Source organism: Xanthomonas sp. MUS 060, from assembly GCF_000963215.1.
In the GTDB taxonomy this organism is placed as follows: Bacteria; Pseudomonadota; Gammaproteobacteria; order Xanthomonadales; family Xanthomonadaceae; genus Xanthomonas_A.
Genome location: NZ_JZIM01000001.1, coordinates 568,360 through 593,908 on the forward strand (window position 1 = coordinate 568,360; position 25,549 = coordinate 593,908).

Sequence of the window (25,549 nt, forward strand, 5' to 3'; positions counted from 1 at the left end):
ACTTTTCCGAGTCCGAAGTCCCCGGATCGGGTCTTTCAACTGATCGTTCCCACCAACTTCAACCGCTTGTCTTCCGGCACTTCGCTGTAGGACAGCACCGACAGCGAGGGGACGCTGTGGCGGACCAACCGTGCCAGTGACGCGCGAACCTGCGCCGGTACCAGCACCACTGCTGGCTCATTGCGTGCTTCTTGCTTGCTCACGCAATCGGCCAGACTCTGGTGCAAGCGTTCGGCCAGTCCGGGTTCCAGCGCTGCACCGTTGCCCTGACTGGAGTCTTGCAAGACACGTTCCAATTGCGGTGCCAGGGTGAATACCGGCAGTTCCGATGCCATCCCGGCGATCTCCTGGACGATGAAACGGCCCAGGGCGTTGCGTACCGCGGCGGTGAGCACTGCCGGTTCCTGGCTTTGTGGGGCGTTTTCCACCAGTGCCTCGACGATTTTGCGTAGCTGCCGTACCGGGATTTTTTCGATCAACAGGTTCTGCAATACGCGTACCACCACCGACAACGGCAGCGCCTTGGGGGTGAGGTCCTCGACCAGCTTGGGCGCGCTCTTGGCCAGGGTGGCCAGTAATTGCTGGACTTCTTCATGCCCAAGCAGTTCCGGGGCGTGCTCGCGGATCAGGTGCGAGAGATGGGTTGCGATCACGGTGGCCGGGTCGACCACGGTATAGCCCATGGTTTCGGCCTGTGCGCGCTGATGCGGTTGGATCCACACCGCATCCAGGCCGAATGCCGGGTCCTTGCCAGGGATGCCCTCGATCTTGCCGAGCGCACCGCCTGGGTCCAATGCCAGTTCGCGGTCCGGGTGGATGTCTGCGGTGGCCACCGGCACGCCGTGGACCAGCAGGCGATAGGCATTGGCTTGCAATTCGAGGTTGTCGCGGATGTGCACGGGCGGCACCAGAAAGCCGATGTCCTGGGTCAGCTTGCGCCGCACGCCTTTGATCCGCGCCATCAATTCGCCGCCCTGGGTCTTGTCCACCAGGGGGATCAGTCGGTAGCCGACTTCCAGGCCTAGCGGATCGATCGGCCGTAGTTCGTCCCAGCCCAATTCTGCATTGGCTTGTGCTACGGCAGCGGCAGCCGGCTGCGCCGCATCGGCTGCCGCTGGTGACGGTTGCAGGCTGCGCTTCCACATTTTCCAGGCCAACAGGCCCAGGATCAGCGCCAGCGTCAGAAAAGCGACGTTGGGCATGCCCGGAATCAGGCCGACCAAGCCCATGATCGCCGCAGCCACGGCCAACGCTTTGTGTTGGCCGAACACCTGGCCCATCATCGAAGCGCCCATGTCCTGGGAGCGAGATGCGCGGGTGACCAGCATGGCCACCGCCGAGGACACCAATAGCGCTGGCAACTGCGCGACCAGGCCGTCGCCGATCGACAGCAAGGTATAGGTCGAGGCGGCCTGACCCACCGGCATGCCGTGCTGGAGGACGCCAACCGCCATGCCGCCGATCAAGTTGATGAACAGGATCAAGATGCCGGCGATCGCGTCGCCGCGGATGAATTTGCTAGCACCGTCCATCGAGCCGTAGAAATCCGCTTCCTCGCGGACTTCCTCGCGTCGTGCTTTGGCTTCTTCGCGGGTGAGCAGGCCGGCATTGAGATCGGCGTCGATCGCCATCTGTTTACCGGGCATGGCATCGAGGATGAAGCGCGCGGTCACTTCCGACACACGCCCGGCGCCTTTGGTGATGACCACGAAGTTGATGATGGTCAGAATCGCGAACACCACGATGCCGACCGCGTAGTTGCCACCGATCACGAACTCGCCGAAGGCTTCGATCACCTTGCCGGCGGCGCTGTGTCCGTTCTGGCCGTTGATCAGGATGACGCGGGTCGAGGCCACGTTCAGTGCCAGGCGCAGCATCGTGGTCATCAGCAGCACGATGGGGAAGATGCTGAATTCCAAAGGCCGTTTCACGTACACCACGGCCAGCAGCACCATCAGCGAAATCGCGATGTTGAAGGTGAACATCGCGTCCAGCACAGGAGCGGCCAGCGGTACCACGACCATCGCCAGCATCACCAACACGATCAGCGGGGCGCCGAGCCCGTGCTTGATCATGTCCATCATCTTGCGCGTGTTCATCTGCGCGGCGGGCTGGCTCATGGCGTGTTCTCCGGGGCGAACTCATCCACGTTCAACGGCGGCATCGGCGGCATCGGGCCGCTGCGCCAGGCACGCAACTGGTAGACGTAGGAGAGGATCTGGGCGACCGCCGAATACAGTCTCACGGGAATTTCCTTGCCGAGCTGGCCTTCCCTATACAAGGCGCGTGCCAACGGTGGCGCAGATACCACTGCGATGCGGTGCTGCTCGCCGACTTCGCGGATGCGGAAGGCGATCTCGTCCACGCCCTTGGCGAGCACGGTGGGTGCGCGCATGCGTCCGCTCTCGTATTTCAGCGCCACCGCGTAGTGGGTCGGGTTGACCACGACCACGTCGGCCTTGGGGACGGCTTCCATCATGCGCCGCTGGGACAGCTGCATCTGCATCTGGCGGATGCGCCCCTTGACCTCGGGATTGCCGTCGTTTTCCTTCATTTCTCGACGGACTTCTTCGCGGGTCATCTTTAACTTTTGGATGAAATGCCACTTCTGATAAGGAGCGTCGATCGCAGCCAGTAGCGCCAGCGCACCGGCGGTGTACAGCAGCAAGCTCAGGGTGAAGCCCAGGCCATGGCCGATGGCTTGTTCGAGGGGCTGCTGCAGCAGGCCGCGCAGGCCGTCCAAGCCTTTCCAAATGCACAGGAACGAGGCACCACCGACGAAGCCCATGCGCAGCAGCGACTTGAGCAGTTCGACCAGGCTTTCGCTGCCGTATAGGCGGGAGAGTCCCGTCATTGGATTGAGCCGGTCGAATTTGGGGATGAGCGCTTGGCCAGAGAAACGTAGGCTGCCCATGAGCAGCGGTGCGATGAAGCCAGCGGCCGCACAGATGCCGATCAGTGGCAGGACCACCCAAAACAGCCCGATCAGCAGGTCACCGAAATAGCCGAACAGGGCCTGCGGAGTGTCGCGTAGATGCGGTGCCGGCTGCAGTGCGTGTTTCATCCATGCCAACGCACCGGCGCTCATCGAACCGGACATGCCCATCAACGCGAAGATGCTGGAGCTGAATACCGCCGCTGTGGCCAGTTCGCGCGAGCGCGGGATATTGCCCTGTTCACGGGCTTCGCGCAGACGCTTTTCGGTCGGTTGTTCTGTGCGTTCTGCGCCTTCTTCGTTTTCGGACATGGGCTTGTGCGTGGCGGGGGAGTGCCACTGCCCATTGCAAGGCCCATGCCGCGATGCCGATGCCCACCATAGCTGTTGTTGCCAATACGCGTTGGCGGGCTAGGCTGGCTGCAGTTCCACCCGGTCACGGCCGAGGCGCTTGGCTTGATAAAGCGCCTTGTCGGCACGGGCCAGCATCTGCTCCAGGCTCTCTCCCGGGCGATACCAGGCCACGCCGATCGATGCGGTAATCGACAATTGATGTTCGTCCAGGTGCAGCGGTTGTTCGCCGATCACCCTGCGTAGGGACTCCAGCCGTTCGTGCGAGGGCGGCGGCAACCCTGGCAGGACGCTCAGCAGTTCCTCGCCGCCGTAGCGCCCGATCCGATCGTCGTCACGCAGGTTGGTGCTCAGGCGCTGCGCGACTTCGATCAGTACCGCGTCGCCGACCAGATGACCGTGGTTATCGTTGATCCGTTTGAAGTGGTCCAGATCGATCATCGCCACCGCCAGCGGGTTACATGTGGCATCGCTGTAGCGCATCTGCGCGGTCAGAGTTTCGAGGATGCCGGCACGGTTGAGCAGGCCGGTGAGGGCGTCGTGGGAGGCTTTTACCAGCAGCGCTGAGCGGGCGAGCTCCAATTCGTGTTTGTCGCGCTCCAATTCCTCGGTGCGACGTGCAACCAACTCGGCCAGTTCGCGTTGGTGCTGGCGCATGCGGCGTTCGCGCCAATGCAGTGCCGCCACCACAAGTGCTCCGCCGAGCAGTAGATAGAGTCCCAGCATTGGTTGACTGCACCACCAGACTGGCGCCACCGAGAACGCCACCCGTAGTGGTGCCGAGGCGGTATGCCGGTAGGCATCGAACAATTGGACTTCCAGAACATAGTCACCGGGTTCCAACGGTGGTTGTTCGATCTCGAGGTTGGGAGTGTGGATCCAACGCGCGTTTTCGCCCTGGAAACGATAGCGGATCGAGATCCTGTTGCGATCGTCGTAGAGGTCTGGCGAGCCCAATTCGATGTGCAGCGGCTCCTCGCTCCAGGATAGGCGTGTTCCAGCGGTGATTGGTTTGTCGTCACGGCTGAACTTGTTGAGCGTCAAGCGCGGTCTCTGCGCGTCGAACAGGCGTCGAGGGTCCAGTATATGGCTGACGCCCCGGCTGGTCCCGATCCACATCGACCCATCGGCATCCTCGAAGAGGGCTGAATCGGAGATGTCGTTCCAGAGTAATCCTTGGGTTTGGGTCAAGCGCGACCAGGCGTGTCCGTTGAAGACATCGATGCCCTGATTGTGGCCGATCCACACCCAGCCATTGCGCGTGCGTCGAATGGCATAGACCTGCAGCGTCTGTAAATGAGCGGTTTTCTGCGACAACGTCAGGGTGCCGCCGTCGAACCGGCCTTGATGCAGGCCAGGTGCGTACAGCGTCGCCCAGACGCTGCCGTCGTCCTGGACGAGCAGCTTGCTCAGTTGTGCGTCAGTGGGCTTACCATCGAGCAATAGCTTGATTGGCGTCCAGACGGTGCCGCGTAACTGGAATAGCCCAGCCACGCCCGCGATCAGGATGCTGCCGTCTTTGCGTTGCTGGATGTCGGAATATTCCCCGCCCGGCAGTGCCTGTATGCGTTGCGGAACTGCATCGGAGTGTGCGGAATCGAGCATGTAGATGCCGTCCAACGTCAGGATCCAGATCCGGCCTGCGGTGTCCAGGTAGAGTCGGTTGGCGGTGTGACCAACACGGGGGTAGACGCGCAGCAATTGTCCTTGAGGGTCGTAATGGCGTAACTGTCCAGGCGAATCGATACACCATAGCGATCCGTCCGCTGCCCGACCGATGCTGACGACCTGCGTGCCGGCGTCTTCGAGCCAGGGTTGGAACCGTCCGTTACTGAGCTGGTGGTTCATGCCGCCTTCGTTGCCGAGCAGTAGTTCGCCGCTGCGGCTGCGTTGAATGCTCCAGGTCGGCGCTTTGCTCATGCCCTGCGAGGTGTCCCAGTTCTCGATCCAGCCATAGCCGTTCCAACGCAGCACGCCTTCGCCATCCATGCTCATCCACAGGTCGCCGGCCTGGTCGAATGACAGGGCGACGATGCTGCTGTCGGGCAGACCATTGCGGAGGTCGAAATTGCGCCAGTGACCGTCTTCCCAGCGCGTTAGACCTTGCCCGGTGGGCACCAGCACACGCCCCTGCGGATCGAGCAGGATTTGCGTGCGCATCATGACGCGTTCCGGGCCATCTAGCGTGGGTGGGGTTTGCTCCTGAAACTGGCTGGCTCCGGCTGGTAATCGCATGACGTTGCGATCGCCCAGCACCCACAAGTTGCCATTTCGATCGTGGACGATGCTGCGCCATTGTGCGGGCGGTAACCCGTGTGATTGCCCGTAGAGCGTGACGCTGCCGTCTGCGTGGACCCGGCATAGCGCCTTGGCGCAGCCCAGCCACAGGCTGTCGGCCTCGCCTTGTACATCGTGGACCTCGGCCAGTTGCGGTAGGCGTGCCAAGGTGGCTGTGTTGAACAGCGGGCGTAACTGCCAATCACCGTTCTGGTCGGTGACCGCGCGTAGAACTTGCTTTCCATTGAGGACGATCGTGCCCCAACTGGTGTTTGCCAGACGCAAGCGATTCTTCAGCAGTGGCCCGGTTTGCTCTGGTGTCAGTCGGCGCAATTGTGTGCCGTCGCTGACGAACACCGCGTCGAAGGTAGTGACCCAGACGTGCTGTTGGGCATCTTCAATTGCATCGATGACATAGAGACCGAGCTGGCCTTGCAGTGGCACTTGCTGGAAATCGTGGCCGTGGAAACTGTACAGCCCGCTTTCCGTGCAGACCCACATGCTGCCGCCGTGGCGCTGTAACAAGCAGGTGCCAGCCAAGCCCAGCAGGCCTTGATCCTGTCCGTAGCGCCGCAGCGGGATCGTCTGGGCGTGCGCGGCATCGCTTAATCCGGATCCCAGCAGCAGGCACAGCCATAGCAGGCGCAGGCGTGACAGGGTGTGCATGTGCGGATCAGTTGCCTTGCCGCTGCATGGCGCGCGGATATCGTGTACGAGCGTGCGCTAGAGATGAGGAGTGCATGGCAGGCCGGATCACAGGTGGTGGAGAAAACCTCGAGTAGAGCGACCTGCGAGGATGGCCGTGCTACCTGCCAACGCGGTATCGCACCGATACACGTCATCGGTATCGGCCGCTGTGTCCTTTAACTTGAGGTATCTACGCAGTGAGCTGGCGCGCGGCATCGAAGGCGGCGTCGAACAGCCGTTGCACCGGTGGCCCCATTTCGCTGACCAGCACTGCCAGCAGCGCTAATCCCAGCACCATCGCCACTGGCAGACCGATCTGGATCGGATTCAGCGCCGGCGCTGCCTTGGCCAATGCGCCGAAGGCCAGGTTGACCGCCAACATCGCCACGATCACTGGCAGCGCCAAGCTGACCGCACCGCGCATCATGCTCATGAAGAAGTCCGGTGCGACCGCGATCATGGCCTGCGCGTCCGGCAAGGCATTGCCGATTGGCAGTGCTTTGTAGCTATCCACGAGTAGCGCCACGACCGCCAGATGCCCATTGGCGGTGAAGAACAGTAGGCCGAACGCCAAGTAGAACCATTGCCCGATCACGCCGGAATTGACTCCGCGCAGTGGATCGGCCATTTGTGCGAAGCCCAGTCCCGTACTCTGCGAGATCATTTCGCCCGCCATTGCGCCGGCCTCGAAGATCATCCGCAACATGAAGCCCATGCTGGCGCCGACGGCCAATTCGCGTGCCACGCCGAGGACGACCGCGGCGTCGAAGCCATTCCAGTTCGGCACTGGCGGTAACAGCGGTGCCAAGGCCATGGACAGGGTGGCCGCCAGGATCACCCGGATGCGTGCTGGAATCGCGCGGGTGCCGACCAGTGGCATCACCATCAGCATTGCGCCGATGCGTAGCATGGTCCATAGGATTGCGCCGACCATCGCGAATGCACGCGAGCCGTCGATGACCATTTGTGTGGCCGCGTCCATCCCGGTACAGCCGCTAGCCGATCAGATGCGGAATACGCTGAAACAGCATCGTGGTGTATTCCACCAGATGCGCCAGCAGCATGCTACCGGTAGCGAACAGCATCGCGGTCAGGGCGATGACCTTGGCGATGAAGGCGATGGTCGGCTCGTTGAGCTGCGTTGCGGCCTGAAACACGCCGATCACCACGCCGACCACCAGCATCGCCAGCAGTAATGGGCCGGCGACCCATAACACGGTGACCAGGCCGCCACGCAGTTCGGTCAGAGCCAGTTCGGGACTCATCGGCTCACACTCCGTTGAAGCTGGCAGCGAGCGTGCCGACGGTCAGTACCCAACCGTCGACCAGCACGAACAGCAGGATCTTGAACGGTGCCGAGATCAACATCGGCGACATCATCATCATGCCCATCGACATCAGTACGCTGGCGACCACCAGATCGATGATCACGAACGGAATGAAGATCAGAAAGCCGATTTCGAAAGCGGTTTTCAGTTCGCTGGTGACGAAGGAGGCCACCAACACCGGGAACGGGATCGCGTCCGGACTGCTATAGGTTCCGTTGCCGGCCATGCCAGCGAAGGTCATCAGATCGCTCTCGCGGATCTGGGCCAGCATGAAGGCGCGCAGCGGCTGAGTGGTCAGCGTCCAGGCGGTCTGAAAATCGATCTGGCCGTTGAGGTACGGGCTCATGCCATGGCCCCAGGCTTTTTCCCACACTGGCATCATCACCAAGGCGGTCAGGAACAGCGCCAGACCCATTAATACCTGGTTGGATGGGGTTTGTCCGGTGCCCATCGCTTGGCGCAACAGGCCTAGCACGATGGTGATACGGGTGAACGCGGTCAGCACCAGCAGCATCGATGGCAGCAGGGTGATGGCGGTCATCAACATCAGCGTCTGCAGCGGCAGGCTGACCGACTGCGCGCCGATTTTGCCGACGTTGACGTCCGGCAACGAGGGCAGGGTGGGGGCGCTGTTCTGTGCGGTCGCTGCCACGGTGTGCGCCGCCTGCGCCCAGACCAGTGCCGGCAGCAGGCTCAACGTCAGCAGGAGCAGTAACAGGCACAGGCGGCGCGCGTTGCGGTTCCAACGAAGCGACATGATTATTTTTCCTTGCGCAGCTTCTGCGCCAGCAACTGGGCGAAATCGGGAAGTTGCTTGAGTTGTTTAAGGGTGGGCAAAGAGGGGACCGATGCCTGCGGTAGCGGCTCGGGCAGGCGATGCAAGGTGCTGACTCCACCAGGCGAGACCCCGAGCAGCAGTTGCTCGCCGTTGACATCGATCACCACCACGCGTTCCTTGGCCCCGACCGCCAGGCTGGCAACGACGCGCAAGCCATCGGTTGGACGGAAGCCGCTGCCGGGCATGCGCTTGAGTACCCATGCCATCGCCAGAATCAGGCCCAGGACGAGTAGCAGCGCGAACACCCCACCGAGCAGGCTGGGCGGTGATGGCGCCGCGCTGCCGATTGCCGAGGTGCTCTTGGCTGCCTGCGTGGCGACCGCGAGCAATGTGCTCACCGCAGTCTCCGGATGCGTTCGCTGGGGCTGACCACATCAGTCAAGCGCACGCCGAAGCGGTCGTTGATCGTCACCACTTCGCCGTGCGCGATCAGGGTGCCGTTGACGTACACGTCCAGCGGTTCCCCGGCACCGCGCTCCAGTTCCACCACCGAGCCCTGGTTGAGTTGCAGCAGGTTGCGGATCGGGATCCGGCTGCGGCCGACTTCCAGCGACAGGGTGATCGGGACGTCGAGGATCACGTCCAGATTCAGGTCGTTGGTCTCGGCCACGGTCTCCTGCTGGAGGTTGTCGAACTGTGCCGGTTCGGCCTGGTTAGTCTCGTTCTCACTCATGGTGCGTCTTCCTGGAAAGCAGTGCGGCGGCGCAGCGCGCCGGGGGGATGGGTGGAGGTGATCTTGACCGCGTTTTGACCTTGGGAGACGCCGAATTCCCCGGTGAACACCGGGATGTTCTCTACGCAAAGCGGTACTTGCTTGGGTAAGTCGATCGGCAGGATGTCGCCGATCCTCAGCCGGGTCAGGTCGCGCAAGCTCATTTCCTTCTGTGCCAGCACACTGGAAATAGTGACTTCCGATCCGTACAACTGCTCGCGCAGCATGATGTTCCAGCTTTCGTCGCGGTCCACGCGGTCACTCTGGATGCCGGCGTCGAGCAGTTCACGGATGGGCTCGAGCATCGAATACGGCAGGGTCACGTGTATTTCCCCGCCGCCGCCTTCCAGTTCGACGTGGAAGCGGCTGACCACTACGTACTCGCGTGGGGTGACGATGTTCGCGAAGTGCGGGTTGACCTCGGAGTTGAGGTATTCGAACTCCACGTTCATCACTGGTGCCCAGGCTTCGTGCAGGTCGGCGAAGGTTTGCTTGAGCATCAGTTGGATCACCCGCATCTCGGTCGGGGTGAACTCGCGGCCTTCGATGCGGGTGGGGTAGCGGCCATCGCCACCGAAGAAGTTGTCGACCACGGTGAACACCAGGGTCGGTTCGAACACGATCAAGCCGGTACCGCGTAGCGGTTTGAATTTAATCAGATTCAGGTTGCTGGGGACGTACAGCGAATGCATGTAGTCGTTGAACTTGATCAGATCGATGCCGCGCACCGATAGGTCGGCCGAGCGCCTGATCAGGTTGAACAGGCCAATCCGGCACAGCCGTGCAAAACGCTCGTTGACCATCTCCAGCGTGGGCATGCGCCCACGGATGATCCGATCCTGACTGGAGAAGTCGTACTGGCGCGCTTCTCCCGGTTCCGTAGGCGCAGGCTCGGTATCCACCACGCCGGCATCGACCCCATGCAACAGGGCATCGATTTCATCTTGAGAAAGGAGGTCGCTCATGGTGATGGCGCCTTATTACTGAGTCACGAAGCTGGTGAAAAGCAATTCTTCCACGCACTTTTTGCCGGTCTCGGTGGTCATCAGCTTCTGCGCCTCGGCCAGCGCGCTTTCTTTTAGCTTTTTACGGCCGGCGATATCGGTGATGTCCTGTGCCTTGACCTGCGAGAACAACATCAGCAGGTGCGCGCGGATTGCCGGTGCGTTCTCGGTGATCAGTTTGAGTTCTTCCGGGTCACGGGTCACCAGTTGCACTTCCAGTTGCAGGTAGTGCGGGCCATCCTCGGGGCCCCCGTTGAGATTGATCACGAATGCCGGCTCCATCGCGAAGTATTGCGCTGGCTTGGGGATCTCGGCGTGCTTGGCTTCGGCCTTCTCGTGGCCTGCTTCCGGCTTTTTCTTCAGGAAGAAAAATGCGCCAGCGCCACCGCCGCCGAGCAACAGCACCGCTGCGATGACGACGATCAGCAGTTTCTTCTTCGACTTGCCGCCCTCGGGGGCGTCCTTGGCGTCTTTATTCGATTTGTCGGGGGCTGACACGGATCGTTCCTAAAAGAGAGGCTCTCTCTGTGGATGCAATCGGTGTGCCGAAATGATGCCTGCAAGACGCCGGACATTTGACGGATGATCTTCCCCCGCGCGTCATCTGGGAAAGCTTGAGTTCTATGGGGTTCAAGCTTTCCCGTGCGATGCCTCGCCCTGCTCAGTGCGACCGCGTGGGCCGTGTTGATTATGCGTAGGCGTCCAACAGGCCACGCTGGCGCAGCATCATCGTCGGAATTTCGACGTTGCCGATCCGCTCTTCGGCCACTTCGCCGCTGCCGTTGGCATACTGCTGCGGCATGCTCTGCGTTCCGGCCTGTTGCTGGTGTGGCTGCTGGCCAACATCGGCCTGGCCGAGCTGAAATCCGTGTTGACCCAGCATCTCCCGTAGCCGTGGCAGGCTGTTTTCCACTGCCTGGCGGACGTTGGCTTGAGCACTGGTGAAGCTGGCGTTGACCTGGTCGCCGGCCAAGTGCAAGCGCACCTCGATCGGACCGAGTTCGGCTGGATTGAGTTTGATGTGCGCATGCCCGACTGTCTGGTCGGCCAACCAACTGATGCGTGCCCCCAGTTCTTCGTCGAAGTGCATGCTGTGCAGGTTGGGGGTCGGGGTTGGCGAGCCAGTGAACGGTGTGGCCGCGTCCATGGCCCTTGCTGGGGTTTGGATCCCAGTGGATGCGAGCAGATTGATCGGTGTGCTATCGCCGGGGGCGACGTTGCTGCTGTCGGTATGCTTGTCCTCGATCACCGCGGTGATCGCCGCCAAGTTCGCCATTGGGCTCGCGTTTTCGCTGCCAGTCGTCTTGGCGTTGCTGGCGACTTCGGCCAGCATTGCGCCGAAGCTATTGGCGGCGCTGCCCCCAGCATTGGCGGTTGCGCTGGTCGCCGAGGTGGTCGTGGGATCGGTGCCGCTCGCGGTCGTTGCAGCCGTTGCGATGGCGCCCATGCCCTGGGATACGCCAGCAGCTAAGGTGTCGCCGCCGAGTAGGGCGCCGATTTCCTTGGTGGCGGTTCCGGCCACGCCGATCGCCAGTCCGGCGGCAGCGCCTAGAGGGGTGGTATTGGCGGCCGGCAGTACGGCTGCACCAATCGTCGGCAACAAGCCCAAGCCGATTCCGGCCAGGCCAGCCGGCGGCCAGGTGCTATCGTCCTTCTTTTCGTCGCCCAGCTTGGCTGCAGCCTTGCCCTTGGTCGGTGCTTTGACATCGGCGCTGCTTTTGTCGCTTTCCTGTGCAACCTTGTCACCTGCCTGTGCGCTGGGTGCCGGATCGTTGCTGTTGTCGTTGGTCGTTGCGGGACGTTTGCCGGCGTCGGCTTGGCTTGGTGCCGACGATGGTGCTTTTTTGGCCTGCTCCGTGGCCTGCTCCGTGGTCTGCTCGCTGTTCTGCTTCGTGGTCTGTTGTGTGGTCTGTTGTGTGGTCGGCCGTGTTGTTGGCGCGGATGCGTCACGCGGCGTGTCGCCACTGAGCAGCTTGTCAAAATCCTTGTCGCCGCTGCCGTCGTTGCTTTGCGTCTCGCTGCTGGTATTGCCGAGTTGACTGGAACGGCTGCTGCCGCCCAGCGCGGAAAGTGCGTTGTTCATTGTCCGTCTCCGTTGCTGTGCTCGTGCTGCGCTGTCGCTGCGGCAATGCGCACGCGACGCGCGCCCAGGTCGTCCATTTCGCGCTGGCTGCGACGGTCGTCGACTTTGCGTTCCTGCGCGTGATAACTGGCGGCGAGCTGCTCCAGCACTTGTTTGTCGCGGCTGGCCAGCAGCAGCCGGGTACGTTCTATTTCCACTTTCTCGCGGTTGCGGTCCACGGTCTGGCATTGCTGTTGTACGGCACTTTCCAAGCGGTCCAAGAATGCACGGCGGTTGGCTAACTGTGCCAGGTTGGTGGCCGACATCTGACTGTTGGCGTATTCCTCGGCATAGCGGCGCAATTCCTCCAGTCGCGATTCGTGGGTCGCCAGTACGCGCTGGCGTTCGGCCAAATCGCGCGCCACCTCGTCCTGGTGTTGCTGGGCGCGGTGGAGCAAGGGGGCGAGACGCTTTGACTGCATCATGGGTTAGTTCTCACGTTCAACCAGCCGCTTCAGTGCGTCTTGGCTATGGGGAAGGTCTGCAGCTCTGGCGACGTCTTGCCCGAGGAACTCCATGATCTCCGGCCAGCGTTCCAGTGCTTCGTCCACGGCCGGATCGTTGCCGCGCTGGTAGGCGCCGATGGTGATCAGGTCGCGGTTGGACGAATACGCCGAGACCAGCCGTTTGAGTGCGCGGATGCGCAACCGCCATGGTTCGTCGGCGATGTCCTGGACCACGCGGCTGACCGAGGATTCGATGTCGATGGCCGGATACAGGCCGCTATCGGCGACGCGTCGGGAGAGCAGAATGTGGCCGTCGAGAATGGCGCGGGCGGCGTCGGCGATCGGGTCCTGCGGGTCGTCGCCTTCGGTCAGCACGGTGTAGAAGGCGGTGATCGAGCCACGGCCCTTGGCGCCATTGCCGGCGCGTTCGACCAGTGCCGGTAGCTTGGCGAAGACCGAGGGCGGATAGCCACGCGTGGTCGGTGGCTCGCCGACCGATAGGCCGATTTCGCGCTGCGCCTGGGCGAAGCGGGTCAGCGAATCCATCAGCAGCAGGACGTTCAGCCCCTGGTCGCGGAACCATTCGGCGATGGCGGTGGCGCGGTAAGCGCCATGCAGGCGCGCCAGCGGTGGCCGGTCCGCCGGTGCGGCGACGACCACGGCGCGACGCAGGCCTTCCTCACCGAGGGTGGTTTCGACAAAATCGCGCACTTCGCGGCCACGTTCGCCGATCAGCCCGACGACGATGATGTCGGCAGCGGTATAGCGGGTCATCATGCCGAGCAGCGTGGACTTGCCGACGCCGGAGCCGGCAAACAGGCCGACACGTTGGCCGCGGCCGATGGGCAACAGTGCGTTGATCGCGCGCACGCCTACGTCCAGCGGGGTGGTGATCGGTTCGCGGGCCAGTGGATTGATCGACACACCGGCCATTCCCACGGAGCCTTCGGCGCGGATCGGACCCTTGCCGTCCAGCGGCAAGCCGTCGGAGTCGATGACCCGGCCGAGCAGGCCTTCGCCGACTTCCACGCCGCCACGGCGATGCAGTGGCACCACCCGTGCGTTGGGCAACAAGCCATGGGTCTCGGCGCTGGGCATCAGGGAGGTGCGGTCGCCGGAGAAGCCGACCACTTCGGCATCGACCCAGCCGCCATCGACCTCGACCCTGCAGATGGCGCCCATCGGCGCTTCGCAGCCAACCGCTTCCAGCGTCAGGCCCACTGCGCGGCGCAGGATGCCCTCGCGGATCAGCCCACGGCCGTTGGCCGGGTCCAGGTCGAGATTGCCCAGGCGTGTGGCGACACGCAGGTTGCGTGCTTCCAGCCAGTCGCCCGGATGCGTGCCGAATAGCGCGCTCACAGCCCGGCTCCTGATTTGCGCATGATCGTTTCCAGCGCCGCGCGCAGACGCGCATCGAGAGTGCCGTCAATCCGCACCGACTCGGCGTGTACGCGCAGATCGCCGCGGCTCAGGCTTAGGTCGGGCACCAGCCGGATGCCGACGTCCATGAATGTCAGCAGCGGGGTCAGTGCGGCGATGTCGTCCGGATGCAGGCGCACCTCGACGTCGCGGTGCGTGCCGCCGACCGCGTCCAGTGCTTCGCCGACCAGTTCCGAGAGCAATCCCGGGTCGGTCTGGTAGGCGCGGCCGACCAGGCTGCCGGCAATCCGCACCGCCAGTTCGCCGAGTGCCCCGACGACTTCGTTTTCCAGCCGCGCCAGTGGACGCGAGAAATTATCCAGAATGCCCTCGATCTGTGCGGTGAGGCGGCGGATTTCCGATTGTCCCTGCGCCAGGCCTTCGGCGTGGCCGCGCTCGAAACCTTCGTGTTGGGCGGCCGCCTCGATTGCCTGGATTTCTTCCAGGCTCGGCGGTCGCAGCACGGGTACCTCTGGCAGTGTCTCTTCCAATACCGCAGGCGGCGCAGGTGCATCCAGTTCCGGTGCCAGCCAGCGCACGACGTTGTTGTTCATACCATGGCCTCCGCACCGCTGCCGCCGAGGGCGATCACACCCTCATCGGCCAGGCGCCGCACGATGGCAAGAATTTCCTTCTGCGCCGCTTCCACGTCGGATAGGCGCACCGGGCCGCGTGCTTCCATGTCTTCCAGCAGGATTTCGGCGGCACGCTGGGACATGTTCTTGGTGATTTTTTCGCGCACCTTGATGTCGGCACCGCGCAGGGCCAGGCCGAGGCGGTCGCCGCTGACCTCGCGCAACATGGTCTGTAGTGCGCGGTCTTCCAGTTCGACCAGGTTGTCGAACACGAACATCAGATCCTGGATGCGGCTGCCCAGGTCGGCGTCGATCTTGCTGATCGCCGCCAGTACGCCTTGGTCCGAGCCGCTTTCCATGAAGTTGAGGATATTGGCGGCGACTTTGACGCCGCCGACGTTGGACGATTTCAAGTTCTGGTTACCGGAGAACTGCCGCTCCATGATCTCGTTGAGTTCGTTGAGCGCATTCGGCGGAATCCCATCGAGGGTCGCGATGCGCATCAGCACGTCGGCGCGGGTGCGTTCGGGGAGTAACTTCAGTGCCTCTGCGGCCTGATCGCTATCCAGATGCGCCATCACGATGGAAATGATCTGTGGATGTTCGTTGCGTACCAGATCGGCGACCGCGCGTGGGTCCATCCACTTCAGCGTGTCCAGACCGGTGGTGTTACGCCCGAGCAGGATGCGGTCGATCAGGCTGCCGGCCTTGTCGGCGCCTAATGCCTGCACCAGCACGTTGCGGATGTAGTCGTCGGCACCCACGCCCAGTGATGTTTTGCTGCCGAGTTCGGCGTTGAATTCCTCCATCACCTTCTCGACCTGATCGCGCGAGATGCCGGTCAAGGTGGCCATGGCGATGCCGATCTTCTGCACCTCTTTGGGGTCCATGTGCTTGAGCACTTCCGCCGCATCGGCCTCGCCGAGCGATAGCAGCAGTACTGCGGCGCGCTGGGTGCCATTCATTGGGCTCGCCTCAGGCTTCACTGGCCACCCATCCCTTCACGACTTGCGCCACGCGCTTGGAATCCTGTTTGACCGCTTCGCGTGCCAGACGCAGACGTTCTTCGTAAGCGTCGGGCAGGGCGATGGCGGGATTACCGCCGCCGGCGATGCTGGCGGTGTCTTCGCCCAGCGACTGCAGCAGCGGGTTGTTGCCGTCTTCCAGCATCGACAACTTGGCGTCCTGCGGCGTTGTCTTGTCCTTGCCGCCGGCCTCGGGGGCCGGGCCGGCGATCTGGCGCAACGCCGGGCGCAGCACGCCGAACAGTAGCGCCAGCACCACGGCGGCGCCGACCAGCAGACGCAATCCATTCATCACCCGCGGATCCTGCCACCAACTCGGCTTGTCTGTTGCCTCCGGGGCCTCGTGCACGAACGGGGCGTTCATCACCGACACCGTGTCACCACGCTCGGCGTTGAAGCCGACCGCCTGCTTGACCAGGCCTTCGATACGGGTCAGTTCGGCGGCGCTGAGCGCCTGTTCGACCATCTTGCCCTTGGGACCCGGGCGCGGCACATTGTCCACCAGCACCGCGACCGACACCCGCTTGATCCGGCCTGCGGGTTGCCGCGTATGTTGCAGGGTGCGGTCCAGCTCGTAATTGCGGGTCGCGCTCTTGGAGCTCTCGGTCGGGTTGGCGGCCTGCTGGTTCGCCGCCGCCGCCGCCGCGGCAGCCGGGGTGCCGGCGGCGGCGGCGGGCTGAGCTTGCGCGCCGGTGCCGGGCGAATTACTGGTCGCGCCGGGTACGCCTTGCGGACCGCCCTTGCTGGTGTTGCTGTCGCTGACCTGTTCGCTGCGCAGCTTCGGCGGATCGCCGTTGTACAGCTCTCGCGCTTCTTCGGTCACGGAGAAGTCCATGTCCACGCTGACTTCCGGATTGACTCGGCCGGGGCCGGTCATTGGTTCCAGTAATTCGCGAATACGTTGGTTGAAGGAGCTTTCCTGGCGGCGGATCTGATCGAACTGGGCGGCGTTGAGTGCTGCGTCGCTGTTAGGATCGGCGATGGTCAGCATGCGTCCACTCTGGTCGACCACAGTCACCCGGCTCGGCGAGAGATCCGGAATGCTGGAGGCCACCATGTTGACGATCGCATCGACCTGGTTACGTTCCAGGGTATTGCCGCCACGCAGTTCCAGCACCACCGAGGCGCTAGCGGCTTCGCGTTGACGGGTGAACGCGCTCGGCTTGGGGATGGCCAGGTGTACCCGTGCTTCGCGCACCGGGCGAAGGCTGGCGATGGTCCGTGACAGCTCGGTCTCCAACGCGTGCTGGTAGCGCGCGTTCTCCACGAATTGGCTGACCCCGAAGCCGGGGTCTTTTTCCATCACTTCGAAGCCCATGTTGCCGCTTTTGTCGGTCAGGCCGGAGCCGGCCAGCTTCAGTCGGGCGTCGTAGAGCTTTTCCTGCGGCACGGTGATCGCGCCGGAAGTGGGGTCGAGCTTGAATGGGATCTGCGCAGTGCGCAGCAGGTCGGTGGCCTCGGCCGTGCCTTTCTCGTCCAGGCCGGTGTACAGCGGGGTGTAGTCCGGTTTCTGCGACCAGAAGAATACGAACAGACCGGCAGCCACGGCCACCGCGATCATCGCCATCAAGCCGATGCGTCGGGTGATCTGCAGGCTTTGCAGGCGATCGAACCAAGCGCCTGCTTTTTCGCTGTTGATTGTTTCTTTGCTGAGCGCAAGCGCCATCGTCTTCTACCTTACAGCGGCATGTTCATCACGTCCTGGTACGCCTGGACGAGTCGGTTGCGGACTTCCACGGTGGCGCGGAACGCCACCTGGGACTGCTGTGCGGCCAGCATGACTTTGGCCAGACCCGCGTTGGGATCGCCTAATTCGAATGCCTTGGCAAGATTGCTGGAGTTCTGCTGAGTCTCGTTGACGCTACTGATCGCACTGCGCAGGGTCTCGCTGAAGCTCGGACCCTGGACGCCCTGGTTCCCGGTCAGGCCTTCGATCGCATTGCTGCGCGCCGTATCGCCCACCCGCGCCGGGGCTGCCTGGCCGACTTGGCCCTGGTAGCTGCGGATTTGCGAAAGAATGGAGCTGATGGAGTCGCTCATACGTGAAAGTCCATGCCGGAAGGCGGCTCATCCACCAATGCAAACAACGTGCCGAAACTGCGGGCAAGGTCGCCTGTCGGAAGTGACATGTGCCGCGTCGGCTTCCTGACGCAGTTGCGTGCGCTGCCAACGCCCGACATGCCAGGCGATTGACGGCCCGGCGATTGACGCTGCCGTCGGCGGACGTGGCGACAGCGTTGGATTTCACTGGTGAACGGGGGCGCCAGTGGGCTGCTAGGGCTCAGTTCGGCAGCCAGGTCGCGCGCCACTCGTCCAGGTTGGTGCCTTGTAGCATCCAGTCGCGTTGTACCGCAGCGTGCAGTGCGGTGCCTGTCGCGGCCCGCGCATCGGCATCGGCAAGATGCGCGCGGATTGCCGTGATCCAATCGCGGAAACGATTCTTCACCAAGGTCACGGGGAGTCCACCGTCCCGGTAGGGCGGCAGGTCGCTGGCCACCACCGGGTAGCCGCAAGCGCCGTATTCGAGCAGGCGCAGGTTGCTTTTGCAGCGGTTGAACAGGTTGTCTTCCAGCGGTGCCAGGGCAAGGTCCAGGCCGAGCGCGGCCAGGGCCTGCGGATAGCGCGCGAAGTCCACGCCAGCGTGTACCTCGGCCACATGCGGCCGCAGTCGCTCCGGGCACATGCCCATGAAGACCCAATGCACTTCGCCGGCCAATGCCTTGACCACGTCGGCGATCAGTTCGAGATCGCCGGTATGGCTGGCGCCACCGGCCCAGCCGACCCGTGGCTTGTCCGCGGGCATGCGGGCTCGTGCGTTCAGTCCGCCCCACATGTGCGGGTCCAGGCGATTGCGCACCACGCGGATGTCCGTGTGCAGGCCGGCCAGGGCATCGGCGAGGGTCGGCGTGGATACCACCACGCGGTCCACCAAGTTGGCGGCGCGGCGCAACGAATGCAGCACATCTTTGGGCATCTGTGCGCGGTGTGCGCTTTTCAATGGCAGATTGGGGAGGTAGTCGTCCAGCTCGTAGACTTTGAATGCGCTGGAGAAGCGGCGCAGGCGTTCCATTTGCGCCAGTTCCGCTTCACCCACCCGGCGCTGCACGATCATTGCGTCGACGCCAATGCGTTCGCTCTCCACTGGATCGAGCAGCCGTGCGTAGTAAACGCCATCGATCTGTCCGGCTGCGGTCAGCGCCTGGAACGGTTGGATCACGCGGTAATGACCACTGCCGAACGCATCGCCGGGATACGCCAGCACGCGTTGCAGGGGCTTCCACGACAGTGGTTGCCAGGAAAAATCGGATTCGCCCAATTTGAAGCCGCCAGTTTGGTCCAGGCTCAGGCTGGGCGAATGGGCGGGGTCGTGCGCCATTGCCGGCAGCCAGCGTTGCAACAGGGCGTCGGTGGCGGCGTCCACACGTGTTGTGGCGACGGGTTGCAGCAGCAGCGCGTCGGGGGTCCACAGTGTCCATTGGCCCTGTGCCGCCGCACGCAGGCACAGATCCACATCGGCGCCGCCCGCGCCGAACGCGGCGACGTCGAAGCCCGATAACTGCTCGAACAGTGCGCGCCGGATCAATAGGCAACGGTCGGAGACGGCGCTGTAGCGATGCGCCACCTGCAGCCGCCCCATATAGCCAGGCTGTGCCATCGCTTCGCCGGCAAACGCATGGCCGGCGTCGCGCAGCAGGCCCGGCAGTAGCCCGGCGTGGGTGATCGCGCCATCGCTGGAAACGCCCTTGGCGCCGACGATGCCGACTTCCGGACGCTGTGCGTGGTTCATCAGTGCGTGCAGCCAACTGCCCTGGAGCAGATTGCTGTCGGCGTCCAGGAACAACAGGTATTCGCCCTGGGCCTGCGTCGCGGCCAGATTGCGCGCCTCGGCCTGGCTGACGCGCTGTTCCAGCGCGAACACGCGGATGTGGCCGTTGCCCAACTCCGCCACGGCTTGCATCCACTCGGTCACGGCGGGGGCGATGCTGAAATTGTCGACCAGCAGCAGTTCGTAGGCCGGATAGGTGGTGTGTTCGAGCAGGCTGACCACCACGCTTTGCAGTGCCGGTAGATTGTCCTGTCCCAGCAGGACGATCGAGACCAAGGCATGTTGGGTGTGGCCGTAGTCGATCCGCCACAGTCCGCCTGGCAGTGCATCGACCCTGCCGTCGGTATAGCCGCGTGCCTGCAAGTGCGCCAAGATCGCCCGTTGGCGTGCCTCAGCGCCATTATCGGCCACAGCCGGCGTGGCGATCAGTAGCGGTTCGGGCAGGTGCGCGATGCTGGCGCCGGCATCGCGCAGGAACAGGCGCAGGATCAATTCCAGTTCGCTGGCGCCATCGTAGTTGGGATCGAAGCCGCCCAGTTCGCGGACCAGAGCGAGGCGGAAGATCCAATGGCCAGCGGTGGCGAGCGGGTTGCCCAGCAACAGGTCCAGGTCTGGATCCGGGCGCAGCACCGGCGCCAGGGTGTGTGCGTCCAACGCCAGCCATTCGTCCGCATACAGCGCGCTGCACTGCGGATGCTGGGCAAGTTCCAGCAGCAGGCGCAGCAGGCCTCCGGCGCAGAAGCGGGTCCCGGCCGTCACGCGCAGGCACCAGTCGCTGGTGTTGGCCGCCTCTACCGCGGCGTTCATCGCGGCGGCATCGGCGTTGGCCGCCAGTGGCGCTAGCGATTGCACTCTCGGGTCCGACCATGGCGTGGTGGCGCCCTCGCTGAGGACGAGGACGCGCAGATGGACGAACGCGGCCCCTTCCAGCAGCAGGCTGTGCAGCGTCGTCTCCACGGCGGTGATGTCGGCTGTGCGCGCATCGATCAGCACTGTCAGCCGCGCCGGGCCGCCCAGTGCGGCCATGCGTGCGTCGATGAGCGTGCGTTGGACGGGCGTCGGTTGCCGGCGCGCTTGCCAGTCGCCTAAGGCTGCTTGTATGCGTTGACGTGCATAGGCGGCTTGGATGGCCTGTATCAGGTCCACCGGTGTGGTGCTGCCGCCGGCCAAGGGCGTCACTCCGACCAGACGCGCGTCGCCATCCCCGCGATACCAGCCCATTGCGCGCACGCCGCGGCGGAAATCGTCGTGGCCTTGATCGCCGATCCCGGGTTGGTCGCGGCCTGTCTGACTGTATTGTTCCTGCGACACGCGGAAGCGGGTCAGTGGCCTTGCCAGCAGGGCCAGATCGCCGCGATGCAGGAGTTTGGCGTACATCGACAGGTCGCCAACCCAATGCGTTACCCGGCCATCCAGCGACATCAACTGATCGCCGAACTCCAGCAGATCGCGGCGCCGGCACAGCACGCAACTGGGCTCGCCGATGAAGTTGATGGTGTGGTCGGCGAGGAAGGACAGCAGTTGTGGGCCATCCAGCCGCACATCCTCGGCGAATGGGAAAGCGGTCGCGGGGATGTCTTCCAGCGGCGCATCGTCGCTGCCGATACGCTGGCGTCGCGACGAGGCCAGCACCACACCGGGGTGGCTTTGCATGGCGGCGACCAGCGCCGCGATGCAGTCCGCTTCCAGCACATCGTCGTCGTGGAGGAACTTCAGGTATTCGCCCTCGGCCAGCGCGATGCCGCGCACGGTGCTACCCAACTCGCCGTAGCGGCTCGGGTTGCGGTGGTAGCGGATCGGCAGGCGTGCGTCGATGCGACGGCGCTCCACGATGGCCTGGATCATGCCATCGGGGTTGTCGTCGCAGATCACCAGCTCCAGCGACGGGTAGGTCTGGGCGAGTACGCTGTCGAGCGTCTTCTCGAAGTAGCGGGCCTTGTAGGCCGGCATGACCACGCTGACCAGGGGGAGGGGACTCATGAATGCTGGGCCGTCTCGAAGGAAATGGCATGGAGCGCATCGCGCCCGATCCCAAGCCCGATGCAACATGTATGCCGGTCTCAGCACGCCGTCGCGGCGGCGGCATGCCGCTGACCAGGCGCGGCGGTGTCGAGCGTGCTTATTTTGGTCGATGCTGGAGGGAAGCATCCTGCGTCGCAGAGCGGTGTGCGGTTTTCTATCTGCACAATGCGCAAACGCGCCGCGCGGTTATTCCACGTAGAGGACGGTATCGAAGAAATACATCGCATACTGGCGCAAGCGCAGTTTCGCATCCGGCAGGATGTGGTCGAGGACGGCGACGATCTCCAGCAGGTCCAGTGCGTTGTGGTAGCAGGTGATGGCCATGCGCGGGCGGCAGCGCTGGATCAGCCCGGCGGCGCCGCGCAGCACCTGCGGCTCGAATCCCTCCACATCCATTTTCATCATCGTGACGTGTTCGATCAGCTCGTCCAGGCGCACGCTGGGGACCATCACCGTGCCGTTGGCATCGAGTCGGCTGCCCATGGTGCCTTCGGCATGGAAGGCCAGGGTTCCGGCGACATCGGAGACGGCGGCATTGTGCAGCACGGTGCGCCCGCCATCGTCGGCGAGGTCGCGTTGCAACGCGGCGAAGTTGGCCGGGTCCGGCTCGAACGCGTGGATCGAGGCGTAGCGATGGCGCGAGGCGGCGCGGAATTTCTTCACCGTGTCGCCGCGGTAGGCGCCGATGTCCACGTAGTGCTCGTCCGCACCGATTCGCAGCGGATGTGCGTTGGTGGAGTAAACGGAGAAGTATTCCTGCTCCATCGGGCACAGCACGTCCAGTAACGGCCGCCGGTCGCCAGTCATCCGCATCTGCAGCACGGCGTCGAGCGTGCGCATGCTCAGGGGATCGCCGAAGCGTTCGCGCAGCGCGGCGAATTGCGCGCGGTGCGCCAGTGTCTGCTCGCGGGTCAAACGCCCAGTCTGATACACCAGTGGGATATCCAGCGCGTACAACAGCTCCGGAAGATCGATCCGGCGCCCGCTGCCTGCGTCTTGCAGTTGCGCGAAGTACAGCCATGCGGTCGGCATGAATGCGCAGTTGATGGTGGGCAGCGTCGCAAGTTGCGGGTCGTTCCGGAACGCGTTGGTCGGCCGGATATCGCTGAAACCCATGTCGGCGATATGCCCCTCATACAACACATCGTCCAGGGCAATGATCCTGATGCCCGGAGCGCGCTCGACCAGCGTAGCCGCTGCGTGCGTTGCATAAATCCCGCCGAGAGTGGAACTGGGGGCCATGAAGATTGCGCCGCCGGCGTCTGTGCAATGTGCAATCAGGTCTGTTTCGTCGCGAGGCGTGGTTGAGGTGTTGGTCATGGATGCACTCGGGAGATGGGTGTTATGTGGAGATTGCTGCGATGGTCGTCAGAGACCCTCTGAACAAGTCACTGGGAAAATGACGGTAGCGACGTTCAGTCTCGTTCATAGCGATTGGAATCGGACCCAGCGGCTTTCCAAAGCCGCGTTCAAGCCGAAATTCTCTGAAAAACTCATTATTTTCACAATTCGGACGCACCTTCCATCAGCGCTTTCAACTGCCCGGCATTCTTCGTCAGCCCCCTATAGCGCACCTTCGTACGCGGTTGCGCATCCGGCAGGATCTGTTCAAGTAAGGTGACCAGATCCTGTCCCTCAAATCAAGAAGTTTGATGGCCGGAATCGCATCAAGATAGAATTATGAGAGTAGATCCCAGGTAATGGAGAGTCCGCCTGTTGAGGTTGCTGAGCTTGCATAAAGTCCACTTGTTGCCCATAAGCCAAGACCTGCGGGAATAAATAAAGGATAGGGCATAATTGCAATTCCCTTTTTGTCATTAGGTGTGTCGCTATTTGCGCAAAAAATAATGCGCGTATTAAGATCGCCTGGAGCAGTTGGAGCGGTTTCCGATGCGTAAAGGTTGACATATCCGCCTGGAGAGGTAGTCAGTATTGCAGTGCTGACGATTAAGCCGTTAACATTATTGGCGGGAGATACAAGTTGTAAAATTCCCTGCGGGGAAACTGCCTTGAAGTTTTTGCCAATTTTAAATGCTTGCATACAATTTCCTTTTTGGTTGAGATTGTCTATCGATGATGATGGAAAATTCATGTCGCTTAAGAGCGATAACTCGGAGCTTGTATTTCTTGCATTTCCCACTTGGTTCGCATTGAAATGCATTTGATCTGCAAGCTTCATCTTGCTCGCCGGTGCGAGCGAATGTGCACCTACATCAGGATACGAGCGCCGCTCGGCATCAGCGCATCGTAGAAACAACGGTCGGGCAATACCTCCGGCAGCATCCCAGGCAACAGCCATTCGCAGTGCCGGCCGATCTTGCTGCCGCTGTGGGTCATGCTGGCGCTGCCCAGGGTGCTGCCTTGGCCGATCTGGGTGCCGCGCCCAAGATGGACGCCGGCATGCAGGGTGGCGCAGGCACCGATTCGGACATCCTGTTCGACGATCACCTGCCGTTCCAGCCACGCGCCCTGGCCGAGACTGCTGCCCGCCGCGAGATTGCAGCCAGGCCCCACGTACACATTGCCCATCAGCCGCACGTCGGCATCGATATGCGACTGCGGCCATACCAGATCGATGGTGCGGTAGCCGGCCAGTCGCACGTCGGCCAGCAGCTTGTGCCGCGACTGATTGACCGCACGTTCGTCGAGTGCGACGAACACGTCGGTCTCCGCTGCGGCGTGGCTGGCGTGCAGTTCGCCCAGGTCGAAGTTGTAGCGGTCGGTGGAGTGCAGCGTCAGGCTGACATGGACAAAACCGCACGCTTGCGCGGTGCGTCGTGCCTGCTCCAGCGCGTCGCCTTCGCCGAGCAGCAGCAATGTTTTCATGCCTGCGCCTCCAGCACGTTGCTGCGGTACCACAGGTGCTGGCGGACCAGTTCGGTTTCGTAGTCGCCGTGCATGGTGGGTGGGGAATGGGGTCCGAGACGCGCTTGCAGGCGTTCCAACACGGCGGTGTCCTCGGCGATGATCTGATGTTCGATGCGGATCAACGTACTCAGCAGCGCAGTGAAATCGGTACGCTCGCTCCTGCGGCGCGCGGTGGTCACCCACAGATGGTAGTCGCTCTCATGGGGCGAGACCGGGTCGTACTGCTGCAGTACGAAGGAGTCGCCGCGCACGCTGTAGAAGTTGACGTTCGGATAGACGAACCAGTTGTAGAACGCCGAATCCTCGCCATAGCGCTCGCATAGTGGGCGGTACCAGTTGTCGTGCTCGGCCATCGCGGCTTTGGCCGGGAAGCTCAGCGCATCGATTGCAGGGGCGTGGCCTGCTTGCAGCAACTGCTCGACCACGGACGGCACCTCCGCCGGTCGTTCAACCTGAGCGGATGAATTCGGAGTGGCGTTCATCAGCGGATTGAAGGTCTTTGGGTGGATGAATGGTAGATGGTTGTAGTCCTTGACGTTCTCCATGTTGAGCTTCCAGTTGTAGCGCACGCGATGGCAGCTGTAGATGATCTGCGAATCCAGGTGCGATGATGCGGCGCGCAGTTCCTCCAGAAACTCGGGGGCAAATTGCTCCTCCAGCGGCAACGGCTGCTCTGCCAGGTTCACGAACAGCAACTCACCGACCTGCCGCAGGTGCAGCTTGGTCAGGCAGATGCCGGCTTTTTCTTCCGCGGTGAATTGGTACAGGCCGGAATTGGGCAGTCCACGCAACTCGCCCTCGGCGCCGAACGACCAGGCATGGTACGGGCACACCAAGGGGCGTTTGCCGTGGGGTTCGCTCTGGATCGCCGATTGCCGGTGCGGGCATTGGTTGAGGAAGGCGCGGATACCGGCGTCGGTGCGTTGCACCAGCACCGGCACGCCCGCGATCTGACGGGCGAAGAATTGGTTGCGCTCGCGCACCAGCGAGGCGAAGCCAACGAAGATCCATAGCCGACCGAACAGCCGTTGTTGCTCCAGGCGCAAGGTGTCCGGGCTGGTGTAGTGCGTGGCGTCGAGTGCGTGACGGGACATGCGCGAGGATCCTGTTCGCC

General features: G+C 63.0%; 22 protein-coding genes. All 22 read right to left on the reverse strand.

The features are described 5' to 3' along the window. Positions 1-35: 35 nt before the first annotated feature. The gene (gene flhA, locus XANALMUS060_RS02575; RefSeq protein WP_200893998.1) at positions 36-2,099 is read right to left on the reverse strand and encodes a flagellar biosynthesis protein FlhA; all 2,064 of its coding nucleotides are present in this window, start codon (positions 2,097-2,099) and stop codon (positions 36-38) included. Between the two features lie 17 nt (positions 2,100-2,116). Beyond that, positions 2,117-3,247: a flagellar biosynthesis protein FlhB gene (flhB, locus tag XANALMUS060_RS02580; protein ID WP_045736980.1), complete on the reverse strand. Its 1,131-nt coding sequence runs from the start codon at positions 3,245-3,247 to the stop codon at positions 2,117-2,119. Between the two features lie 99 nt (positions 3,248-3,346). Beyond that, a complete protein-coding gene (locus XANALMUS060_RS02585; RefSeq protein ID WP_045736981.1) occupies positions 3,347-6,229 on the reverse strand; it encodes a ligand-binding sensor domain-containing diguanylate cyclase in 2,883 nt (960 codons plus the stop codon). A gap of 211 nt (positions 6,230-6,440) precedes the next feature. Then, positions 6,441-7,232, reverse strand: coding sequence for a flagellar biosynthetic protein FliR (fliR, locus tag XANALMUS060_RS02590; protein ID WP_045736982.1), 792 nt, complete (start codon positions 7,230-7,232; stop codon positions 6,441-6,443). 13 nt (positions 7,233-7,245) lie between these two features. Continuing rightward, entirely contained in the window at positions 7,246-7,515 is a 270-nt protein-coding gene (locus XANALMUS060_RS02595) for a flagellar biosynthetic protein FliQ (RefSeq protein WP_045727422.1), read from the reverse strand. A gap of 4 nt (positions 7,516-7,519) precedes the next feature. Beyond that, entirely contained in the window at positions 7,520-8,335 is an 816-nt protein-coding gene (gene fliP, locus XANALMUS060_RS02600; RefSeq protein WP_045736983.1) for a flagellar type III secretion system pore protein FliP, read from the reverse strand. Between the two features lie 2 nt (positions 8,336-8,337). After that, positions 8,338-8,754 carry a flagellar biosynthetic protein FliO gene (gene fliO / locus XANALMUS060_RS02605; protein ID WP_045736984.1) on the reverse strand — a complete coding sequence of 139 codons (417 nt, stop codon included), beginning with the start codon at positions 8,752-8,754 and terminating at the stop codon, positions 8,338-8,340. Further along, positions 8,751-9,089, reverse strand: a complete 339-nt coding sequence (gene fliN / locus XANALMUS060_RS02610; RefSeq protein WP_045727425.1) for a flagellar motor switch protein FliN — start codon at positions 9,087-9,089, stop codon at positions 8,751-8,753. Before fliN ends, fliO begins: the two co-directional genes overlap by 4 nt. Next, the gene (gene fliM / locus XANALMUS060_RS02615) at positions 9,086-10,099 is read right to left on the reverse strand and encodes a flagellar motor switch protein FliM (RefSeq protein ID WP_152640365.1); all 1,014 of its coding nucleotides are present in this window, start codon (positions 10,097-10,099) and stop codon (positions 9,086-9,088) included. Before fliM ends, fliN begins: the two co-directional genes overlap by 4 nt. A gap of 9 nt (positions 10,100-10,108) precedes the next feature. Then, positions 10,109-10,630 (reverse strand): flagellar basal body-associated FliL family protein, encoded by a 522-nt coding sequence (locus XANALMUS060_RS02620; RefSeq protein WP_045736986.1) that lies wholly within the window; start codon positions 10,628-10,630, stop codon positions 10,109-10,111. 190 nt (positions 10,631-10,820) lie between these two features. Beyond that, positions 10,821-12,215: a flagellar hook-length control protein FliK gene (locus tag XANALMUS060_RS17425; protein WP_052688080.1), complete on the reverse strand. Its 1,395-nt coding sequence runs from the start codon at positions 12,213-12,215 to the stop codon at positions 10,821-10,823. Then, on the reverse strand, positions 12,212-12,679 hold the full coding sequence (fliJ, locus tag XANALMUS060_RS02630; protein WP_045736987.1) for a flagellar export protein FliJ: 468 nt from the start codon (positions 12,677-12,679) through the stop codon (positions 12,212-12,214). Before fliJ ends, XANALMUS060_RS17425 begins: the two co-directional genes overlap by 4 nt. Before the next feature lie 3 nt (positions 12,680-12,682). Beyond that, a complete protein-coding gene (locus XANALMUS060_RS02635; RefSeq protein WP_045736988.1) occupies positions 12,683-14,059 on the reverse strand; it encodes a FliI/YscN family ATPase in 1,377 nt (458 codons plus the stop codon). After that, on the reverse strand, positions 14,056-14,673 hold the full coding sequence (locus XANALMUS060_RS02640; RefSeq protein ID WP_045736989.1) for a FliH/SctL family protein: 618 nt from the start codon (positions 14,671-14,673) through the stop codon (positions 14,056-14,058). The genes XANALMUS060_RS02635 and XANALMUS060_RS02640 overlap by 4 nt, the downstream gene beginning before the upstream one ends. After that, positions 14,670-15,659 carry a flagellar motor switch protein FliG gene (fliG, locus tag XANALMUS060_RS02645; RefSeq protein ID WP_045736990.1) on the reverse strand — a complete coding sequence of 330 codons (990 nt, stop codon included), beginning with the start codon at positions 15,657-15,659 and terminating at the stop codon, positions 14,670-14,672. The genes XANALMUS060_RS02640 and fliG overlap by 4 nt, the downstream gene beginning before the upstream one ends. A gap of 10 nt (positions 15,660-15,669) precedes the next feature. Continuing rightward, the gene (gene fliF, locus XANALMUS060_RS02650; protein WP_045736991.1) at positions 15,670-17,385 is read right to left on the reverse strand and encodes a flagellar basal-body MS-ring/collar protein FliF; all 1,716 of its coding nucleotides are present in this window, start codon (positions 17,383-17,385) and stop codon (positions 15,670-15,672) included. Between the two features lie 11 nt (positions 17,386-17,396). Continuing rightward, positions 17,397-17,759 carry a flagellar hook-basal body complex protein FliE gene (fliE, locus tag XANALMUS060_RS02655; protein WP_045736992.1) on the reverse strand — a complete coding sequence of 121 codons (363 nt, stop codon included), beginning with the start codon at positions 17,757-17,759 and terminating at the stop codon, positions 17,397-17,399. 241 nt (positions 17,760-18,000) lie between these two features. Continuing rightward, positions 18,001-21,495 (reverse strand): glycosyltransferase, encoded by a 3,495-nt coding sequence (locus XANALMUS060_RS02660; RefSeq protein WP_200893999.1) that lies wholly within the window; start codon positions 21,493-21,495, stop codon positions 18,001-18,003. A 258-nt stretch (positions 21,496-21,753) separates the two neighbouring features. After that, the gene (locus XANALMUS060_RS02665; RefSeq protein WP_045736994.1) at positions 21,754-22,887 is read right to left on the reverse strand and encodes an FkbM family methyltransferase; all 1,134 of its coding nucleotides are present in this window, start codon (positions 22,885-22,887) and stop codon (positions 21,754-21,756) included. Between the two features lie 358 nt (positions 22,888-23,245). Beyond that, the gene (locus tag XANALMUS060_RS18180; RefSeq protein WP_200893992.1) at positions 23,246-23,746 is read right to left on the reverse strand and encodes a hypothetical protein; all 501 of its coding nucleotides are present in this window, start codon (positions 23,744-23,746) and stop codon (positions 23,246-23,248) included. A gap of 29 nt (positions 23,747-23,775) precedes the next feature. After that, positions 23,776-24,393 carry an acetyltransferase gene (locus XANALMUS060_RS02670; protein WP_045736995.1) on the reverse strand — a complete coding sequence of 206 codons (618 nt, stop codon included), beginning with the start codon at positions 24,391-24,393 and terminating at the stop codon, positions 23,776-23,778. Then, positions 24,390-25,529 (reverse strand): aromatic ring-hydroxylating dioxygenase subunit alpha, encoded by a 1,140-nt coding sequence (locus tag XANALMUS060_RS02675; protein ID WP_045736996.1) that lies wholly within the window; start codon positions 25,527-25,529, stop codon positions 24,390-24,392. The genes XANALMUS060_RS02670 and XANALMUS060_RS02675 overlap by 4 nt, the downstream gene beginning before the upstream one ends. Positions 25,530-25,549: the final 20 nt, after the last annotated feature.

Bases quoted from the DNA above. Each gene is read 5' to 3' on its own strand.
- flhA (WP_200893998.1), bottom strand. From the start codon at position 2,099: ATGAACACGCGCAAGATGATGGACATGATCAAGCACGGGCTCGGCGCC.
- flhB (WP_045736980.1), bottom strand. From the start codon at position 3,247: ATGTCCGAAAACGAAGAAGGCGCAGAACGCACAGAACAACCGACCGAA.
- XANALMUS060_RS02585 (WP_045736981.1), bottom strand. From the start codon at position 6,229: ATGCACACCCTGTCACGCCTGCGCCTGCTATGGCTGTGCCTGCTGCTG.
- fliR (WP_045736982.1), bottom strand. From the start codon at position 7,232: ATGGACGCGGCCACACAAATGGTCATCGACGGCTCGCGTGCATTCGCG.
- XANALMUS060_RS02595 (WP_045727422.1), bottom strand. From the start codon at position 7,515: ATGAGTCCCGAACTGGCTCTGACCGAACTGCGTGGCGGCCTGGTCACC.
- fliP (WP_045736983.1), bottom strand. From the start codon at position 8,335: ATGTCGCTTCGTTGGAACCGCAACGCGCGCCGCCTGTGCCTGTTACTG.
- fliN (WP_045727425.1), bottom strand. From the start codon at position 9,089: ATGAGTGAGAACGAGACTAACCAGGCCGAACCGGCACAGTTCGACAAC.
- XANALMUS060_RS17425 (WP_052688080.1), bottom strand. From the start codon at position 12,215: ATGAACAACGCACTTTCCGCGCTGGGCGGCAGCAGCCGTTCCAGTCAA.
- fliJ (WP_045736987.1), bottom strand. From the start codon at position 12,679: ATGATGCAGTCAAAGCGTCTCGCCCCCTTGCTCCACCGCGCCCAGCAA.
- XANALMUS060_RS02640 (WP_045736989.1), bottom strand. From the start codon at position 14,673: ATGAACAACAACGTCGTGCGCTGGCTGGCACCGGAACTGGATGCACCT.
- fliG (WP_045736990.1), bottom strand. From the start codon at position 15,659: ATGAATGGCACCCAGCGCGCCGCAGTACTGCTGCTATCGCTCGGCGAG.
- fliF (WP_045736991.1), bottom strand. From the start codon at position 17,385: ATGGCGCTTGCGCTCAGCAAAGAAACAATCAACAGCGAAAAAGCAGGC.
- fliE (WP_045736992.1), bottom strand. From the start codon at position 17,759: ATGAGCGACTCCATCAGCTCCATTCTTTCGCAAATCCGCAGCTACCAG.
- XANALMUS060_RS02660 (WP_200893999.1), bottom strand. From the start codon at position 21,495: ATGCCGGCCTACAAGGCCCGCTACTTCGAGAAGACGCTCGACAGCGTA.
- XANALMUS060_RS02665 (WP_045736994.1), bottom strand. From the start codon at position 22,887: ATGACCAACACCTCAACCACGCCTCGCGACGAAACAGACCTGATTGCA.
- XANALMUS060_RS18180 (WP_200893992.1), bottom strand. From the start codon at position 23,746: ATGAAGCTTGCAGATCAAATGCATTTCAATGCGAACCAAGTGGGAAAT.
- XANALMUS060_RS02670 (WP_045736995.1), bottom strand. From the start codon at position 24,393: ATGAAAACATTGCTGCTGCTCGGCGAAGGCGACGCGCTGGAGCAGGCA.
- XANALMUS060_RS02675 (WP_045736996.1), bottom strand. From the start codon at position 25,529: ATGTCCCGTCACGCACTCGACGCCACGCACTACACCAGCCCGGACACC.